We start from the raw sequence: 19504 nt of genomic DNA on the forward strand, positions 1-19504 counted from the left end.
CTAATCTATTAATTTTCTGTTTCTTCAGGAATTTTTAGTTGCACAGAAAGAAGACATAATGCATACACAAAAGCAGGAGCCGCAATTCGCATTGCCGCATGATTTATTGTTAATAGCCAAAAGAGAAAAAAAGAGAAAAAATATATATGCTCTCTATTATTTATATAAACAGCAAAAGGCGCAAAAAGTAAAATAAGAAAACTAAATATACCAAATAATCCATGTTCGCTGAGTAAACGTGAAATCTCGCTGTGAGCTGCTACTGCTTGCCCTAAAGATTCTTTTCTAATTTCTTTTCCCATTCCTACTCCAATACCCAAAATTGGATTATCTACAAACAGTTTTAAATCTGTATCAATAACAGCCTCTCTTCCTCCTAATCGATCTTTTTTTATTCTCCCTTTAGCATCTTGATTTGCATATCTTTTTTCAATAAGCCCATAAGTTTGTAAAGAGGCATACGAGAATATTCCTATGCCGAGAACTCCTACTAATAAAAAAACCAAGGCAATTTTCCTTCTGCCTCGATCATTTGAAAAAGAAAAAAGCAAAAGCAGCACACAAAGAATCATTACAACTCCCGTTATTACTCCTCCTCGTGAAAATGTCGCAATACCTCGATAACTTACTGCTATTAATAAAATAGTATTTAGTATTATTTCTTTTTTTGTTTTTGAAAAAAGAACCAATTGCGAAAAAAAAACAAATATTCCCAATCCTAAAATTGTAGATACTTGATTAGGACCGAATCCCCCTGAAGTTTCAAAATTAGATTGAGTTCCTGTTACTACATCTCTCACACTAGGATTATATAAAAACAAGTAAACAACTGTTGAAATAATTGGAAGACCCATTGCTATTATTACATTTTGCAATTTTGGGAACAATAGCTTTTTTTTGTACATATACATAGAAGCAATCGCTAAACAAAACGAACCTGACAAGTTAAAAGCTACAGCCTTTTTAAGATCAAAACCAAGATTTTCGACAGAAGCTGCAACTAAAATTCCCGGAATTAATAAAAGCAGAAAAACAACATATAAAAATGATCTTATTGAGAAATTACTATAGAACATCCCAATTATCATAAAAAAAATGACGAGAAATTTTACATATTCGTTATTAAAATTACCACCAGTCATTCTCAAAAAAACCTCTACTCCTACGAGATATGCTGCCACATAAATTACTTCATTATTTCGATTCTGATTTCGAATAACAATCGAAAGCCCTATGATAGGAATTAAAAGTGCATAAATTTTAGATAAAAATGGCAAAATAAAAATAACCAATCCTATGATTACATGAATCAAAACAAGAAAGGTATATGACAATGATCTCTTTTTATTTTTCATTTTATGGTGCTTTTGCCATTTTTAATAGCAGGAATAGTACACGAATTTAACCACATAAGATAGTTATCAGTAACTTTTTCTTCAATAAAATTCAATTTAATTTTATTATATAACGTTAATCCTAAATTTTCTCTATATTTCTGATCTAAAATAAGTTTTTCAATTGCCGCTACTAATTGTTTAAGATTATTAGACTCTATGATTATCCCTTCCTTATCTGAACTAATTACGTTTGAAATCTGCCCAACATTTGTGCTTATTACAGGTAACTTATTCAATCCGTATTCTAGAATTGCTAATGGAAGTCCTTCTGACAATGAAGGCAGTACAGCAATCTGTGATTGTTTAAGAGCTGATGAAATATTATTTGTTGTTCCATAAAAGAAAATCGTTTTTTGTAATTTTAAATCCTCTATGAGCTTTCTCAGCTTATTAGAGTAATCATCCTCAAAATCCTTTCCGAAAACATGGAAAGTCCAATCTGGATATTTTTCCTTTATTAAATTTGCCGAATCAATTAATAATTCATGGTTTTTTTGTGGACGTAAATTTGCTACACAAACAATTCTTTTATCTTCACAACCTTCCAAATTTAGTTTTTCATCACTATTCGTTGATTCATCAATAAAGTTTGGTAAATAAATAATATTTGAGCATAACAAATAACTTTTTGCCCAATTCTTTAAATCCAAATTTACAGAAATGACTCCTCCAAAAAAAAGTGACCCTATTTTTAAGCTTAAATTTTTTCTTGCTGATAAATCTTGAGAGATTCCATAGTGATCATGCCAGACAATCACAATTTTTGGTGAAATTAATTTTACTAATATTGCTAAAAAGAAAGAAGAACTATGAGCATGAACCACATTTATTCCATTCTTTTTTATGTATTCCTTTAATTTTAAAATTGATTTTATATCAATCTTTTTTGCTTTTCTCAGAAACAAAAAAGAAACCTTTTCATCTATTTCTTCTAAAAGCACTCCTTGCTTTCTAGTTGATATGAGTCCTGAGAATTCGATTTTTTTTGATAATGCATTTGCATAATTAACTGCCATTCTTTCTGCTCCTCCTGGTTCTAAAGAGTCTATTATTTGTAGCACCCTCATTTTGTTAGCAAATTTTTAATTTCTATTGCGAACAAATCTGTTGTATAGTTTTGAGCCCACTTAACTGCAAAATCGCTTTTCTCAAAAAAATCATCTTTATTTACCAATAATTTTTCTATTTGCATTAAATCTTCCGTCAATTTCATATTTAACAAAACTCCCCTTTTTCCATAATTTAACATAAAAGGAACACAAGAAATACTTGTTGTCAAGGGAACACAGCCCCAAAACATTCCTTCAGCAATTGCCTTTGGCCATCCTTCACTTCTCGATGGTAGGATAACAAAATGAGATTTCTTGTAAAATTCTTTAAGTGCTTCTTTATCCTTATTCCCTTGTAAAAAAACAAACTTTTCAAGTTGCTTTTTTTTTATATAACCTTCTAAATTTGTCCGTTCAGGTCCTTCACCACAAATATGAAGTAACACTTTCATATCTTTTTTGGCTAACTGTTCAATTAGTTTTATAGCATACATTGGATTTTTTCCAAGAACCAAACTTCCAACAAAAATAAAAGTTGTTTCGGGACTTTTGTTATCTCTCATTAGAGACTCTTTTTCAGATTCAGAATAAGTAGCCGTGAAAAAAGCCTTGATGTTTTTTGATTGATTTTCCCATTCACCATACACTAAAACCTGCATATTTCTAGTAAGAAATGTATTACTTAATATCCATTTTTGCAAGCGATATGCTATAGGTTGTTTACTCCTTGGATCCCAATTTCCAGCATATTTCGCTGTTTTTTTCTTTAAAGGAAAAAACATTTGAACAATGCAGCCAAGCAAACCCATATTCCCAGGACACCTTAAATGAATATGATCTGCATTTTTCATTGCTAAAAATATGTTCCAAAAAATTTTTGGCAATTTTAAAAGTGACTTAACACTATTTACAGCATTCACAAAATTAAAACTAGGAACGTGGTAAAAATCAATATTATTATGCTCATATGCTGTATCGATAGCTGTCGGATTTCCTTGTGTTGCATGAGCTACAATCGTCACCTCATCAACATCTTTTAACCAGAGATTCATTTCTCGGATATATGGAGCATAGCCAAAATACTGATTATTGCTTTTAATATGAGAAACATGGGTAATAATTGCAAAATTCATTAAAATGGTAATAAAATTTATAAGTTTATTTTTTTGACTTTATTTATGTTTTAAAAATGATTCAATATTGCTTTATTTTTTCTTCTTAACGATTCTAAATTCAACTTTCGATTACTTCTTTCATTTTTTTGCAATACTCCTCAATTCCAAATTTTTCCATATATGTTTTTCTCGCGTTTACCCCCATAGCAATGTTATTTTTATTATTTTCTACTCTTTGAAACAAAATTAACATTTCTTCAAATGTTGGTTCAAATTTAAAACAATCCCCTCCATCTTCAAGTTCATTTGCTAATCCAGTATTATTTGAAATTAATAAAGGCGTTTGGTTCATCATTGATTCTAAACCAACCGTTGGTAAATTATCAATCAGAGAAGGTATGATTGTATAATGACTTTTATTTAAATATTGATCTATTTCATTGTAAGGCAAGGCTCCTTTAATTCTAATATAATCATGCTCTTTGCTTAGTTCTAATATTTTGATATATTGACTCCCATTACCAGCGATATTTAATACAATTTTCGAAGATTTACACTTTTTCTTATATGCTATAAAAGCTTCCATTAGTTCAACAACTCCTTTTGAAGGCTCTAAGCGCCCCAAATACGAAACTATTATTGGAGAAGAATTTAAAGTTCTTTTACCTGAAAATCGATCCTTCATTGGATTAAGAACTTTAATACTATTTTTTCGGAAGAAACATTGTTTTAGATCTTCTTTTGCTAATTCAGAAGGACATATAACTAAATTAGCAAACCACTTGTATAACAATTGTTTTCTATACTTTTTTATATTTCTTTTAAGCGATGAAGTTGAAACGTCTTTATTAATTTGATTTGATAATGTGTGATAATAAGGAAAAACTTTAGCTTTATTGAATGAAAGGAGTTTTGAAATGATAGCTGTTATATTAACATTTACAAAATGACTTATTATTACTTCCGGCTTGTGCTCTAAAAATAATTTTGAATACCAAAGAGCATCCTTAAATTTTACTGGTCGGTCTTCTGTTGGCCAAGAATATACAAGTAATTTTCCATTTTCCATTTTTTCTTCAAAAGACTTAGCGAAAAATGGTTTATGTGAAATGAAAATAACTTTATTCCCCTCTAGAGCCATAGATTTAGCAAGATAATAACTCATGTAAGCAAATGAGCTTTCTGTATAATTATGTGCTATTAAGATTGTTCTCATTCAAACTATTTTTTATACACTAATTCTAATTTTTACACACTAATTCTAAAACTAAATCATTCCATTGATTCATGACTCTTTCTTTTGAGAAAACGCCCAGTTTAACCTCTTGATTTTCAATAAACTTTTCTCTAAGAAGAACATCATTCATAAGCAAAACTAATTTTTCCGAAAAAGCTATTTTATCATTCAAAGGAACAATAAAACCATCCTTTCCATCGGAAACAATATTTTTGGGCCCATGAGGAGAATCATATGAAACAATTGGAAGTTTAGCTTCCATTGCTTCCAATAAAACCATTGGAAAAGCTTCTGATTTGGACATTAATACAAAAATTTTAGCCTCTTGCATTTTATCCTTTATTTCAGGAGTTCCTGGAAAAACTTTAAAACTTTGCTCTATCTTTTTTTCGACAATTTTTTCACGCAGGCTCTTAATATTACCATCTCCATAAACATGAACTTCCCATCCTAAATTCTTAGAGTTTAAAGCAGCCCAAATATCAACCAAGTGATTCACTTGCTTTTCTATAACTATTCTCCCTGCATAAATTATTATGTTCTTCTTTATCGATATTCTCTGTTTAGAACTCTGATGATCAATAAAATTTGGTATTACCACCAAATTATTCAATCTGTAATACCCCTTTTCATCGTTATTTAGTAAAACAACTTTATCATATTTATTGATAATTAGATTTTTTAGACCCCCCCCTTTATTATTGCAAGCGTAATTAGATCTATGAATTTCTGCGATTTTTGGTATCTCCTTTTTTATAAAAGGAATAATTAGAGAATCCATACTAATCATTGTTGTAAACAACACATCAATATTTTCACACTCCAAGATTTTTTTTACTTGTCGATATAACTCAATTCCTTTAGGTATATTTTTTATATACTGCCTAATTCCACCGCTCGATTTTGTCGAAATATTTAGATTATAACGTTTACATTTATCATTTATATTATAAAAAACAGGCAAATCAGTTTCATTTTTGGTTATTAAAACTACCTCATAGCCAAACATTTCAATCCAAGCATTAATTTTTTCAGCAGTAATACGCTCAATTCCACCGATACCGCGCATTCTATATACTAAAATACCAATTTTCATTATGCTATTATTTATTCTTAAATATGTTTTTATAAAAATCAATATTCTGAGTTAGGATAACATCCAAACCATACTTTATATATGCAAAATCGCGAGCCTTTTCTACCATTGTTTTTACCTTTTCAGTATTTGAAAATATCCAAATAATTTTTTCTGCAATATCTTTTGGATTGTATGGATCACACAAAAGTCCCGTAACAAAATCTTCTATTGCCTCTGGTCCAGGTCCGTATTTAGTAAAAACAACCCCTTTCTGCATTGCCATTGCTTCAGGTGCAACCAAACCCTGCGTTTCCATATGTGATGGAAAAACACATACAGAAGCTTCAGAATATACTTTCGGTATATCTTTGTAAGAAATAGCTCCGTGGAAATGAATATCTTCTGCTAGTTTGCCTAAATGCGGAATTTCTTTTTCTTTAAGCATTTTAATATAGGAGCTCCCATCTGAAAAAAACCAATCTCTACCATAAATTTCGAGAGTTGCATTGGGAAATTCTCTTTTTACAAAGGGAAAAGATTGGATTAATTGGCGTACCCCTTTCTTTTCGCAAACTGTGCCAGCAAAAACAATTTTGTTTTCACTTTCCTGTTTACTTTCTATTGGAGTAAAAAATTCTGTATCAATAGGATTGCTTATGTTAGCTATAGGTTTATTATCGTAACTTAAATATTTCCCCGTGTGATTTTTTACATAATGTGAAACCGCAATAAAACCATCACTTTTCTTAAATGATCTTTTTTCCTGAAAGCCTTTCCATTTATTAATCTTTCTTTTTTCGCTTTCGGCAAAAAAATGATGTCCGCCGTGAAGCCTAATAATATATTTTACAGCTTTTATTTTGGAAATAAATGCAAGACCTAGTTCAGAAGATTCAACAATCTGAATGGGATTTTCTTTATGAATTTCTCGAAGTTTGGAATTGATTGCTTTAGAATTGAAATACCACGTCAATCCTTTTTTTTTATTTGGCTTTAATCGATAAACATCTACGCCATCAATGTTTTGAGCCTCAGTTTCAAATGTATAATTAATTCCGACAACAGAGACTTTAATTCCCTTTTTTACCAATGCTACAGCCAATGTCTTGACAAAACTGCCAATTCCTCCATGTGGGAATCCTTCTTTAGGGTATTCATTAGTTAAGAAACAGATATGCATTATGAATGTTTTTTAATAAAAGTATCTACTGGCAAATAAAAATCATTTACGTTCAATTTAACTTTTTCTTCAGACCAATCCCACCAAGAAATCTTATTAAGAGCCTCTACATTATCTTTATCATGTTTAAACCGAATCACTTTTGCCGGTACACCACCAACAATAGCATAATCTGGAATATCTTCAGAAACTACAGCTCCCGCCAGAATTGTAACCCCATTACCAATTTTTACTCCAGGTAAAATGGTTACATTCATTCCAATCCAAACATCATTACCCACAATAATACCACTTTTTAAAGGCTTTAGTTGTTGAGTTATCTCCTTCACAGCATATGAAGTCTTATTAATTATTACATTGTCATCTTTTTCTAAAATTTCATGAAATAAAGGGAATGATGTAATTTGACTTTCGGTGTGATAACCCGAATCACATACAAAGTTCACATCGTTTGCAATAGAACAATATTTACCTATATGTAATGAAGAGCCGTTAAACCATTTCCAAACAAAGGCTCCATTATCATAAGTCTTACTCCCTATGTCTGCCCACTTCGCATCTTTTAGATAAACATGACGTCTTCCTTTTAAATAATCATAATAGTTTATTCCTAAGAAACGCCAAAACATTTTTCTTATAGTATTGATCATAACATTACTCTTTATAAAATTTCTCTAGCACATTAGAAATATTAATAGATGCCTTATCATTATTTTTTCCGATTAAAATTTCAGACCATTTTTTCAAAGGCTCAAATGATTTCCATCCTCTTTTAAAAACAATCTTATCAACGATTTCCTCTTTTCTATTCAACCAAATAACTGCATCTGCATTTGGCATGCTTCGGAAGTGCTGATAATTGTAAATTGTTTTTACTGACCAATCATCAACTGTTTTTTTTTCCTGATCATAATTAATGAAAACACAAGGCTTATCGAACATCCCAAAATCAAAAGCCATTGTAGAACCAACATTTACGACAATATCACAATAAAATGCTGTACTGACTAATAGTTTAACATCTTCCAGGGTTGGATAAACAGAATTCCATTCGTTAGATTTACTGAAATACCATAAAGGTGGTGCTTCTTTAATTAAATCTTTATACTGACTTACAACATTATCAAATCTTTCCGAAAAATCAACTGGGCATCGTCTCAATAAGATCTGATATTCATGTTGCAAATCTGCTTTTGTAATTTCTTCTGCAATATCTTTCAAATATTTTGGATCATCCGGAGAGGTTTTTGTATCGTCGCCAGAAAAACAAATGATTTTCTTATCAAGATTTAAATTATAAGTATTATAAAAAACTTCTTTACTAATAATATTAGCATTGTCTTCATAAAATTCAAACTGTGGAGTTCCTGTAACACTAATCTGATTTGAGTTAATTTCAGGATAATATAAATTCAACTCGTCCTTCATGTATTCTGACCAAACGAAATAATTATCTGCCCACAAAGCCATTCTAGCCTTTGGCAAATTGTCCCATGAATAAATTACAGTTGTAGTTTTGATTTTTAAATCTGTTGCCGCAGCAAAGATTGGCGCCGCTTTTAATGCTCTTTGATGTGAGCAAAAGACTATATCGGGTTGAGACTTTTCTAAGAAAGCTTTTACCTCATAATAAAAAGGGTTTTTACGAATAGCTTTCTGGTATTTTTTTTCCAAATTTATAATACTAGAATACTGTTTAAAAAATGGAGCTAAGAACTCAATTACTTTATAAAATATTTTCTTTGAAAATGTTTTATGATTCCAATTCCAATTCTTTAACAAAGTTGGATTATTTACTTTTGAATTATTATAATATAGCCTTGAAAGACAGATTAACTCTCTCCAAAATTTCTCTTTTAAGGATTCCTGATATTTTGGAATCAAAATTTCTTGACTTAATGAAATGTTTTGCTTTATAACATCAATTGTTTCAGGATCAAAGTTATGATAGAGAATCAAATCTGTATCCAAATTATTAAAAACATTTGAATACAAATAGTTTCGAATTCCAACTCCGTCTGGGAACAATAATAAAACCTTATCTTTTTTCATTTTATTCTCTTGCGAAAAAATCTTTTAATATCCTTGCTGTAAAAATCTTAGCCCCTGCATCGTTCATGTGTCCACAAGTTGAAAAGTATTTATCTTCTACCACTACATCTTCATAGTTATGAATTTCTGGATAGATTTTTTTAACCTTTTCAAAATAATTCATTCCAGCAGTATTTTCACAAATAGGAGTCATTACTGGAATAAAATTTATATGATGTTCTTTGCAGATGTTTCTAATCTCTTCATAATATTTGTTCCGATTTAACGGGTTCAAATTGACAATATTATTTTTCATATTGCCATTTTTATGCTTTTCAAGAGGATAATATCCTAAATTATCTTGAGCATTTGTTTTTCTACCAATAGAAATGAAAAAAATCTCTCTAAATCCGATCTTACTGTCGTATTTGATATATCTATAAAAAGGAACATAGTACAGCTCATTAAAATCTGATTCACTAGAGAAATGATCTTTTATAATTTCTGAGTTATGAATGTATGGCAAGAATCTGGCTGAAATTCCTTCCGCTTGATGATCATTAGAAAGATTTAAGTCAGCCTCAAGGATAACATTTTTTATCTCATATTTTCTTTCAATCATTAATTTTAGCATTAAGGAAGCTTCGAACAAATGTCCTCCACTCATTCCATAATTAAATGTTTCTAGCCCTTTGTCTTCAAACATTTGAGCTACAAAATGATTGTTTGCTCTCGAAGACCCTAGAATCACAACATCGTACTTTTTAGCGTCAGAATTGAAAACTTTCTCAATTTTTCCTCTTTTATTAGATTGCATAAAGGCATAGGTATAGATTCCGTCTAATAGAAATGCTATTAACACAGTCATTATAACAATCGTAGCTGTATAAATTAAAAATTTCTTCATTAAAACTGAAAGTATATAAATTCTTTATAATCTGAGAAAGTTCCAAAAGCCATTATCGCTAAAATGGCTAAAGCTGTTTTTAAAAGGCTCATTTTTCCTGAAAGCGGTTCTATTTTTGAACGATTATTCCATTCGATTAAAACAAACACCCCAATTATCAATAACAGCTCATAACTATAACGTTCATTATCGAGATACTGAAAGCTGAAATCTTTACTTGTTATAATGCGTTTTAGATATGAAATTGCATCTGTTATTGTTCTTGCTCTAAAAAAGACCCAAGCGATGCAAGTCAATACGAATGTGTATAATATACTGGCAAATACTTTTATCGAATCAAAATTGAATTTCAATTGAATGGTATCCATATTGTTTCGATTGCTGTTTGATAAAAGTAAGGGCAGAAAGTAGACTGCATTTATAAATCCCCATGCAATATATGTCCAATTTGCTCCATGCCAAAAACCACTGACCACAAAAATTATAAAGGTATTTCTAATTTTCATCCAGAGCCCGCCTTTGCTCCCTCCCAATGGTATATATAAATAGTCTCGAAACCATGACGAAAGCGAAATATGCCAGCGGCGCCAAAACTCTGCAATATCTCTCGAAAAATAGGGATAATTAAAATTCCTTAACAGATCTAAACCGAATAATTTTGAAACTCCTAAAGCAATATCTGAATATCCTGAGAAATCTCCATAAATCTGAAAAGCGAAGTAAATTGCTCCTACAATAAGTGAGAAAGAATTCATCGAAGTGTAATTATCAAAAATGGCATTCGCATAAGGTGCACAAGTATCTGCGATAACCACTTTTTTTACTAATCCCCAAATGATTTGATAAACACCTTCTTTCGCTGTTTGAAAATCAAATTCTCTTTTTACTTTAACCTGAGGCAATAAATGTGTTGCTCTCTCTATAGGTCCAGCAACGAGAAGTGGAAAATAGCTTACAAATAAAGAATAATCTACAAAATTGTATTCAGCTTTTATTCTTTTGAAATAAATATCAATGACATACGAAAGTCCGTGAAATGTATAAAATGAAATTCCAACCGGAAGAATTACATTCAATAAAAGAGGACTTGCTTTAAATCCAGCTGAAGTTAATAATTCTGCGAAAGAAGAAGCGAAGAAATTATAATATTTAAATACCCCTAAAAACCCAAGATTCACTGTGATACTGAGCCAAAACCAAAAATTTCGACTTTTCTCAGATTTTCCTTTTTCAATTTGAATTCCTGTATAGTAATCCAGAAAAGTTGAAAAAACCAATAAAAATAAAAATCTCCAATCCCAGCATGAGTAGAAATAATAGCTCGCAACAATTAACAATGCATTTTGCGTGCTTTTGTTTTTATTAAAAACAAACCAATATAGAAAGAAAACGATTGGCAGAAAAATAGCAAAAGCTATAGAGTTAAAAAACATATAGGGTTATAATAATTTTCATTTTATTAAGAAAGCGCAAAGGAAGGGATTATTCTTTAAAAAAGATTTAAAATTTCGCATTCAACATCTTTAATAGGATCACGATTTATTGATGTTTTTTAAAATCCAATTATTTCATTTTCTGATGAACAATTTCTTCAGCTTTTTTCCAATCAGCGAGTGTATCAATATTAATATAAAATTCAGGATCTGACTCGATAAATGCAATACTTTTTCCGTACAAGGAATGCTGCTCAAGTAAAACTTCCGATTTCGTAATATAAATACTTCCGTCTCTATGATAAGTAGTTGGTAATTCTTGTCGTCGACTGATTATTTTACTGTCACCAGTAGCATTTTTAAGATTTCCTTTATCATCTTCTTCAAATGTCCAATGCGGATTATAAACATGTGGCACTTTGAGTACTGAAACTAAAGAATCTGTATCTTTCGCTACAAATCTTTCAATTGCTTTATCTAGAAATTCGACTGTTCTGAAAGGACATGTTACTTGCAAAAGACAAACAGCATCAAAAAAAATGGATTGTTTCTTGTAACAATTTAATATATCTACAACAACATCAATAGTGGGTGTATTATCTTCTGCCAATGATGTAGGCCTAACAAATGGCACTTTAATCCCTAAACCTTTTGCAACCTCGATAATTTTTTCATCTTCCGATGAAACAATCACTTCCGTTAATAAATTAGAAGCAAAAGCTACCTCAGCGGTGTAAGCCAATAATGGTTTGCCATTAAGTAATTTGATGTTTTTACCTGGTACACCTTTAGAACCGCCACGGACTGGAATAATCGCTAAGATTCTCATTTTAGTAAGCAATAGTTTTATGAAACTGCAAAGGCAGCGTAGCTAATAAATCGCCAATTTTTTTGCCAGCACTTCCATTCCCATAAATTAAGGACGGGTCGACTTTTCCTTTTCGAATAGAAGCTATAATTGCATTTTCTATTTCCAATTGCGAATAATTTACATCGACACTATTTCCTCCTCTATCTCTTCTATTTTGACGAGAACCAATGTTAACAACAGGAATTCCTAAAAAAGCACATTCACGAATTCCAACACTTGAATTTCCGATTAGGCAATCACTATGCTTCAGTAATTGCAAAAAATCTTTCCCTTCCATATTTTTAAAAAAATGGACATTCGGTAACTGATGTTGCTCTCTAAAGGCGCGGATTCCTGTAGAAGTTCCGTCTGCTCCAGCATCTACATTTGGCCAAAACCACAGTGTAGGCTTATTTAATTTGTAAATAGCTTCAAGTGTAACTTCTATATGTTTTCTAGAATCTTTATATTCAGTTGTAACCGGATGCTGCATAACAACCAGATAACCATTGCTTAAATCGGGGCTTGCTCCCACACCACCATACTTCTCATAGGGATCAAATGGAAGCGTTTTGCTATTAATTATTTCTGACGCTAAATCAATTGAGGGACATCCAGTATTAAAAACCATTTCTGATTCTTCACCCAACTTTATAACTCTCTCTTTAGCACTTTCAGAAGCTACGAAATGGTAATCTGCTAATTTTGTAATTGCATGGCGTACTTTTTCATCGATATTTCCAGTTACTTCTCCACCCTGAATATGTGCTAAAGGAATATTCATATAAGAGGCAGCGATTGCAGTTGCCATTGTCTCAAATCGATCTGCGACAGTTACCACGATATCTGGTTTCAAATTATCAAAAACGGTAGATAATTCTAAAATACCAATTCCAGTAGTTTTTGCTGCTGCTGTAAGATTTTCTCCTTCCAACACATTAAATACTTTTGCCGCAATAGTAAAACCATCTTTTTCAATATAATTTACAGCAGATCCGTATCGGTCTAATAATGCTGAAGCTGCAACAACCAATTGCAATTCTAGATTTGAGTGTTCCTGAATTGCTGATAGTACAGTTTTTACACGACTATAAGAAGGACGAGCTGTGATAACTACAGCTATTTTTCGTTTTTGCATTTTTAATTTTAATAATACTTTGGGATAAATGTAGGTAAAAAAGGATCAGATAAAGATATTATTTTGCTCACCTTTCAAAACAAAAAAATCATCTTAGAATAAATCAAATTCATTTAAAAAATCCCATTTTTTTAAATCTTTATTTAAAGTTTTTCCGATTACTTCTTTAAATTTTGAAGCATCTATTCCAAAACCTTTTGGCTTTTTAGATTCTAGATCATCAAAAGTCAAAACATGATTTTTAGATAAATCTTTATTTACAGCCAAAGATTTTTCAAAAATTTGTTTTAACGAAGAAAAATTTTGATTATCATTTTTATCAATAGGGTTAGACATTGCGCACGCAATATTTCTTACTGCCGCCACTAATTCTTTTGTTTCTGAAATAGTTAATGAAGATTTTGAATCAGGTCCAAAAATTGCCCTATCAAAAACAACATGAAACTCCAAAATACTTGCTCCCAAAGAAGTCGCAGCTATACATGTTTCTATTTTTGCTGAATGATCGGAAAAACCAATCGGAACATTATAACGATTCTTCAATTCTTGTATTACATTCAAACCGTATTGATTCGGTTGAGTTGGATATGCAGTTGTACATTGTAAAATAGAAAAATCAACATTTCTTTCCTCTAAAAATAAAACTGTTTTGTCTAATTCTCCATAAGAACTCATCCCAGATGATAAAATTAGAGGTTTTCCTGTACGGGCAATCTTTTCTAAAATCAAAAAATTGTTCACTTCGCCTGAGCCAATTTTATATGAATTGACACCTATTTCTTCCAGCCAATCAACAGCCAAATTACTAAATGGGGAGCAAATAAATTCCAATCCTAAATTATCACAATACATTTTTATATCTTTCCATTGTTCTAAAGAAAATCCCATTCGTTTCCAATAATCAAACCTCGATTTATCCTCTAATGAAAATTTTACCCGAAAAGGTTCATGCTCGCTACTTTCAGCTTCGGCAATATGCATTTGAAATTTCACAGCATCAACCCCTGTTTGTGCAATAGCATCGATATAAGAATACAAGATACCTAAACTCCCCTCATGTGCTTGACCTATTTCGGCAATTAGGAATGGTTTATAATCTTGTCCTATTTTACGATCTGAAATTTTAAAATAAGTACTCATGGTTATTTTTTTTCAACTAAATTTTAAACTCTCAAAAGTTTAACCCTCCTAGCTTTAATTAAATTTTGAATTGGTTTTTCTATATATAGATATGAGACTGATGCTGTAATTATTAAAAGAATTAATCTTAAAAAGAAAACCATTGTCATATCTGTCATGTGTAAATATTTTTTAACAGAGTAACTGCTGATAACACTAAAAACAGGATGCTGAAGGATATAAATTCCAAAACTAATTTCACCTAAAAATACGAATGCTTTTTTTTGAAACAATTTTGTTATCCAACCATTATTTAAGGAAAGTAAAATTATTAAAGGAATAAAAAACACAGCCAACAATCCATTGTGAAAACTTAAATTCATTGAAAACTTTAAAGCTAAAATTATCAGAACTACAAAAGCTAAAATTAAAAAATCATAATTCCCTACTCTTGATTTTAATTTTTCAGTAAAAAGAAAACCTGCCAAAGTTCCAACCAAAAATTCATTAATATGCAATAATGGATTATACATTATAAAATCTCTTGTAATTGCAAATTTATCTATTTCAATATATCCTAGATACAGTAATTGAAAAATAATCTGACTTAAAATCCAAAATAAAATGATGTACAAAAATATTCTTTTCAGCTTCATTTTCCTAAAACCTTGATTAAACAAAAAAGGAAAAATTGCATAAAAAATAAATTCTACCGACAATGACCAACCAGGAGGATTAACACTCAAGATCTTCCCAGAAACCCAAGCTTGAATCAAAAAAACATTTAAAACCAACCCTAAAACATCTAAATTTTGTATATGGGCTTGTAACAAAAACATAATCAAAAGAGCCAAAAAATAAACTGGATAGATTCTGGCAAATCTATTTATAAAATATTCTTTAGCAGAAATTTCCGTTCTTTTTGCATACGCAACCATCATTACAAATCCAGACAAAATAAAAAAATAACTCACACATACATCTGCATTACTAAATATAAAGTTTACATATTTATTATTAAACAGAAAACTCTTTTTGGCATAGTGAAATATAACTATTGAGATTGCTGCTAAAAAACGTGTAAAAGTCAATTGTTCTATTCTCATTTGTTTATATGCATTTCTAATCGTTTTTTTGCTTTTTCAATAATTTGATTCATCCCATTTCTCCATGACGTGATTGAATACAAATCTTCATTTATTTCTGAAATTTCAAACTTATTTTCTAAATAATCATTTATTGCATCTATCCATTCCGAAACAAAATGCGGATTTTCAATTAATTTACCCAGTTTTCCATACTGCAAAACTTCTGGCACCCCTCCCATTGCCGATGCTATACAATAATTACCACAGTGCAAGGCTTCAATTAAACTGAGTCCAAAACCTTCCTGACAAAGTGTTGAAAAAAGATAACAGTCTGATGCTTTAAGGTATTTTGATAATTCATCATTTGGCATTTTTCCTAAAAACTTAACGCCTTCAATTTCGTCCCTTCTTTCACATCCTATAACTAGCAGAACAATATTCTTGTGAGAATTATAAATATTTGCCCATGCTTCTAAAATAATATGTAATCCTTTCTTCGGCCGGTCTTGCGAACACCAAACAAAGACTTTTTTATTATCTACATCAAATTTTTTTCTTAGATCTTCTCTTTCTAAAACAGATGCTTTCTTAAACTTCGTTGTATCTATACCGTTATGGAGAACAGAAAAACGACAGGGTAAAACATTAATTATTTTTTTGTGTTCTCTATAACTTTCATAAGTTAAAACGATCAATTCATCAATAACATCATAAAAATTAATTCCAGAACTTGTTTTAATGTATGGAGAGAATCCATGATAAAAAAAATGAATGTAGCAATTGATTAAAACTTTTTTAGAAATTAAATAATCATAAACAGGTTTCACCATTCCATAATTATCAATAATCTGGATTATGTATTTCTCATTTGGTTGAATAATCCTATCTAGAGCCCTTAGATATTGCTGATTTTTACGTTTAAATACTCTTTGCAGTAGCCTATCCAAAAAAGTTTCCTTAACAAAATGATATTGTATTGAATTATACTTTTTATTTGTCTCAGGGCAAACAATATAATCTATTTTATGATCGTTTTCTAGATAATTATTATACAATGTCGACCAACTTCCTATTTTTGAATAAGGAAGAGGGATTTGCGATATTAGAATAACTTTTATTGAATCGTTCATTTTTATTAATATTTTACGGCCTCTACGCTTGAAAGTCCTTTATACTTTATACAATATCTCCAAATTTTTTTTTGTGTAATGATTCTTGAAAACATTATATTTTTTATAAAAAATCCAAATTTTGAGGATCTAATATTTTTCAAAATAATTGGTTTTTCAATAACATAATTATTCGATTTTAACGTATCCAAAGCTTCTTTCATCCATTGTTCTTCTACATTTCCCAAATGATATGCAAAGTTATCTTCTGTAGAAAGTCTCCACATTCCTTTTTTAATGACTGGTAAATCTAACAATTTCTTCTCACTTTCTCCTCCAAGGACGAAATCTGAATATTTCAAATTATTTTTTTCAAAAACTTCTTTTCTATAAGTCGTCACAAAATGCCCTGCTCCAACTACTGCCACACTATTTTTATTAGAAACCGTAAGATACTTTTCGAGATGTATTTCATTATAAAATTCAGGATTCCCAACACTTTCAGCAAACACTTTTAAAGCCTTTGGATTCTTAACTTTTGAAAAAAAAAGTGATTTTGAAAAAAACAATTCAAACCAAATATTAGATGTATAATTTTTGAGAGAACGTGAAGAAGGGGTTGGACAAACTGCTCCGGTTTTAGGAAAGTTTTCAAACACTTTATAGGTTTCTTTCTGCCAATCATTTAAAAAAAGAACATCGCTATCTGACACTGTTATGAGCGAAAAATCATGGCCAGAGATACCTTTTAAGACAGCATTAAGCTTTCCGACATTAGTGGTATGAATGATTTCGTGTATCTTTCCATTTCGGTACAATTCTTCTAGATAATCAGCTACATCACCACAGCTTCCATTATTAACTAAAGTTATAAATGTTTTAGAATGGGTCGTCTTTAATAAAGATTCCAAGCAATATTTTAGAATCTGAAAACTTTCTCTAAAATATCCATTAAAATTTGGTATATAGATAGGGATAACAACCTGATGAAAAAAAACACTTGTACTTTTATGTACGTCTTTATTTGGATTAAAACCTATCCGCATAATATCCTATTCTAAATTTGTTATTAAAATTTTGAATCTTTTTAAAACATCTTTTTTAAACAATAGCTTGGTCTAAAATAAAAATCAAATTTATTGTTAATTACAATCTGCTTAGGAGATAAATTATTATGTCTTCTTATAGCACTTTTCAATAATCTCATCGCTATAAAATACAAGATAATAGGATTTTTAATCCCCATATCCTTAAAATTTGTCAACATTTTTTTCTCTATTCCTCTATATTTCTCCTGTTGTAAAGATAGTCTTCCGTCATTATTGTATTCTCTATAGAAAGCTAAGGCCTCATTTATATATCCCACTTTATGCCTAAAAAACATACGTTGATAAAAATCGATATCTTCTCCTGCTTTTATTGTTTCATCAAACATTAAATCCTGTTGAAATACTTTTTTTCGGATTAAAGGTGTGGGAGATTTTATTACCCATGCGCACAATGCATTCCAAAAAACATAACCTGATCTTTTTTGAACCTTATTAGGAGAAGCTCCATAATATTTTCCTGTATGTTTTCCATTTTCATCGACAACTTCAGCTGAAGAATGAACACAGTCTATTGAAGGATTCTCTAATAATATTTTTATTTGTTTTTCAATTTTTGAATTTCCCCAAAAATCATCATCATCCAAAAAAGCAATGAACTCTCCCTTTGCTAAACTAATACCGTAATTTCTAGCAGATGATAATCCTCCGTTATTTTTATAAAAATAGAAACAATTTGAATAATTGGAACATATTGATTCTGCATAATTAATCTTGGAACCATCATCAATAACCAGAATCTCAATATTATTATAAGTCTGCAATGAAACACTTCTTATCGCTTCTTCAAGATAAATGTTGCGGTTATATGTTGGTATGACTACGCTTACTAACGGATTTGACATATATTTTTTAACTTATTTAGTACACGTTTTATGATACCAGAAATTGTTTGCTTTTTAACTTGATTGAGTTCTCTTTGCAAACAAATCATATTTTTATAATCTTCATAAAATATTCCATAATTTTCTCGAAACATCCTTTCATTTTCTGATGCCTGTTCTTCTTTATGCAAAGAATTATTACTTATTCCTGATAAATCGTAAAGTGTTAGTAAATAATTAATGTGGGTAAAAGTAAATCTATTCCTTAAAAAACATTTTATAAAAAATTCCCTATCCGAAACTATTTTATATTTTTCATTATAAAAACCCATTTCATCAAAAACCTTCCTTCTAAAAAATGTACTTTGATGCGGCAAAGATGTACGAACAAAAAAAAATGGCGTTAAATAATCCGGGAAAATTTTTTGTCCATTCTCAAACTTATAATCCCCGTAGACGATATCACCATGAAAACCCTCATGATTTATAAAATCATCTAAAGAAGTATTCAGGTTTAAAGAGTCTCCACTATTTAAAAACAACAAATATTCGCCACTAGATACTTCAATACCCTTATTCATAGCGTTAAAAATCCCCTTATCAGGTTCACTAATCCAATAATAAATAAAATCTTTTTGCGTTTCTATATATTCTTTACTACCATCTTTACTGCCTCCATCAATTACAATATATTCAATATCCTTAAATGTTTGTGATATTACAGATTGAATAGTCTTTTCTAAACCTATTTTATTATTGTAATTAATTGTAATTATTGAGAGAAAAGATTTTTTATCGTTATCCATTTTTTAATTCAAATAATAAATTAACTGATTTTGAAGA

18 protein-coding genes are annotated in these 19504 nt (G+C 30.1%); all 18 read right to left on the reverse strand.

The genetic code is table 11. From position 1 onward, the window contains the following. Positions 1-8 precede the first annotated feature (8 nt). The gene (locus tag PQ463_RS14650; RefSeq protein WP_274254324.1) at positions 9-1355 is read right to left on the reverse strand and encodes an O-antigen ligase family protein; all 1347 of its coding nucleotides are present in this window, start codon (positions 1353-1355) and stop codon (positions 9-11) included. After that, positions 1352-2464: a glycosyltransferase gene (locus PQ463_RS14655; RefSeq protein ID WP_274254325.1), complete on the reverse strand. Its 1113-nt coding sequence runs from the start codon at positions 2462-2464 to the stop codon at positions 1352-1354. Before PQ463_RS14655 ends, PQ463_RS14650 begins: the two co-directional genes overlap by 4 nt. After that, the gene (locus tag PQ463_RS14660; protein ID WP_274254326.1) at positions 2461-3579 is read right to left on the reverse strand and encodes a glycosyltransferase; all 1119 of its coding nucleotides are present in this window, start codon (positions 3577-3579) and stop codon (positions 2461-2463) included. Before PQ463_RS14660 ends, PQ463_RS14655 begins: the two co-directional genes overlap by 4 nt. A 100-nt stretch (positions 3580-3679) precedes the next feature. After that, positions 3680-4777 carry a glycosyltransferase family 4 protein gene (locus tag PQ463_RS14665; protein WP_274254327.1) on the reverse strand — a complete coding sequence of 366 codons (1098 nt, stop codon included), beginning with the start codon at positions 4775-4777 and terminating at the stop codon, positions 3680-3682. A gap of 25 nt (positions 4778-4802) precedes the next feature. After that, the gene (locus PQ463_RS14670; RefSeq protein WP_274254328.1) at positions 4803-5894 is read right to left on the reverse strand and encodes a glycosyltransferase; all 1092 of its coding nucleotides are present in this window, start codon (positions 5892-5894) and stop codon (positions 4803-4805) included. Between the two features lie 7 nt (positions 5895-5901). Beyond that, entirely contained in the window at positions 5902-7056 is a 1155-nt protein-coding gene (locus tag PQ463_RS14675) for a glycosyltransferase family 4 protein (RefSeq protein ID WP_274254329.1), read from the reverse strand. Next, positions 7056-7706 carry a CatB-related O-acetyltransferase gene (locus PQ463_RS14680; protein WP_274254330.1) on the reverse strand — a complete coding sequence of 217 codons (651 nt, stop codon included), beginning with the start codon at positions 7704-7706 and terminating at the stop codon, positions 7056-7058. The genes PQ463_RS14675 and PQ463_RS14680 overlap by 1 nt, the downstream gene beginning before the upstream one ends. Before the next feature lie 4 nt (positions 7707-7710). Continuing rightward, on the reverse strand, positions 7711-9108 hold the full coding sequence (locus PQ463_RS14685) for an MGDG synthase family glycosyltransferase (protein WP_274254331.1): 1398 nt from the start codon (positions 9106-9108) through the stop codon (positions 7711-7713). A 1-nt stretch (position 9109) separates the two neighbouring features. After that, entirely contained in the window at positions 9110-9994 is an 885-nt protein-coding gene (locus PQ463_RS14690) for a hypothetical protein (RefSeq protein ID WP_274254332.1), read from the reverse strand. After that, on the reverse strand, positions 9994-11427 hold the full coding sequence (locus PQ463_RS14695) for an MBOAT family O-acyltransferase (RefSeq protein ID WP_274254333.1): 1434 nt from the start codon (positions 11425-11427) through the stop codon (positions 9994-9996). Before PQ463_RS14695 ends, PQ463_RS14690 begins: the two co-directional genes overlap by 1 nt. A 130-nt stretch (positions 11428-11557) precedes the next feature. Continuing rightward, on the reverse strand, positions 11558-12256 hold the full coding sequence (locus PQ463_RS14700; RefSeq protein WP_274254334.1) for an acylneuraminate cytidylyltransferase family protein: 699 nt from the start codon (positions 12254-12256) through the stop codon (positions 11558-11560). A gap of 1 nt (position 12257) precedes the next feature. Continuing rightward, a complete protein-coding gene (neuC, locus tag PQ463_RS14705; RefSeq protein WP_274254336.1) occupies positions 12258-13415 on the reverse strand; it encodes a UDP-N-acetylglucosamine 2-epimerase in 1158 nt (385 codons plus the stop codon). A 93-nt stretch (positions 13416-13508) separates the two neighbouring features. Further along, the gene (locus tag PQ463_RS14710) at positions 13509-14555 is read right to left on the reverse strand and encodes an N-acetylneuraminate synthase family protein (protein WP_274254338.1); all 1047 of its coding nucleotides are present in this window, start codon (positions 14553-14555) and stop codon (positions 13509-13511) included. Positions 14556-14578: 23 nt separating this feature from the next. Further along, complete coding sequence (locus PQ463_RS14715; RefSeq protein WP_274254340.1) at positions 14579-15640, reverse strand: acyltransferase family protein; 1062 nt, start codon at positions 15638-15640, stop codon at positions 14579-14581. After that, a complete protein-coding gene (locus PQ463_RS14720; RefSeq protein WP_274254341.1) occupies positions 15637-16752 on the reverse strand; it encodes a glycosyltransferase family 4 protein in 1116 nt (371 codons plus the stop codon). The genes PQ463_RS14715 and PQ463_RS14720 overlap by 4 nt, the downstream gene beginning before the upstream one ends. A gap of 5 nt (positions 16753-16757) precedes the next feature. After that, entirely contained in the window at positions 16758-17642 is an 885-nt protein-coding gene (locus PQ463_RS14725; protein WP_443135186.1) for a glycosyltransferase family A protein, read from the reverse strand. A 176-nt stretch (positions 17643-17818) separates the two neighbouring features. Beyond that, positions 17819-18682, reverse strand: a complete 864-nt coding sequence (locus tag PQ463_RS14730; RefSeq protein WP_274254343.1) for a glycosyltransferase family 2 protein — start codon at positions 18680-18682, stop codon at positions 17819-17821. Then, positions 18667-19467 carry a glycosyltransferase family 2 protein gene (locus PQ463_RS14735; protein WP_274254344.1) on the reverse strand — a complete coding sequence of 267 codons (801 nt, stop codon included), beginning with the start codon at positions 19465-19467 and terminating at the stop codon, positions 18667-18669. Before PQ463_RS14735 ends, PQ463_RS14730 begins: the two co-directional genes overlap by 16 nt. Positions 19468-19504 lie beyond the last annotated feature (37 nt).

It is taken from the genome of Flavobacterium sp. KACC 22763, from assembly GCF_028736155.1.
Classification (GTDB): Bacteria; Bacteroidota; Bacteroidia; order Flavobacteriales; family Flavobacteriaceae; genus Flavobacterium.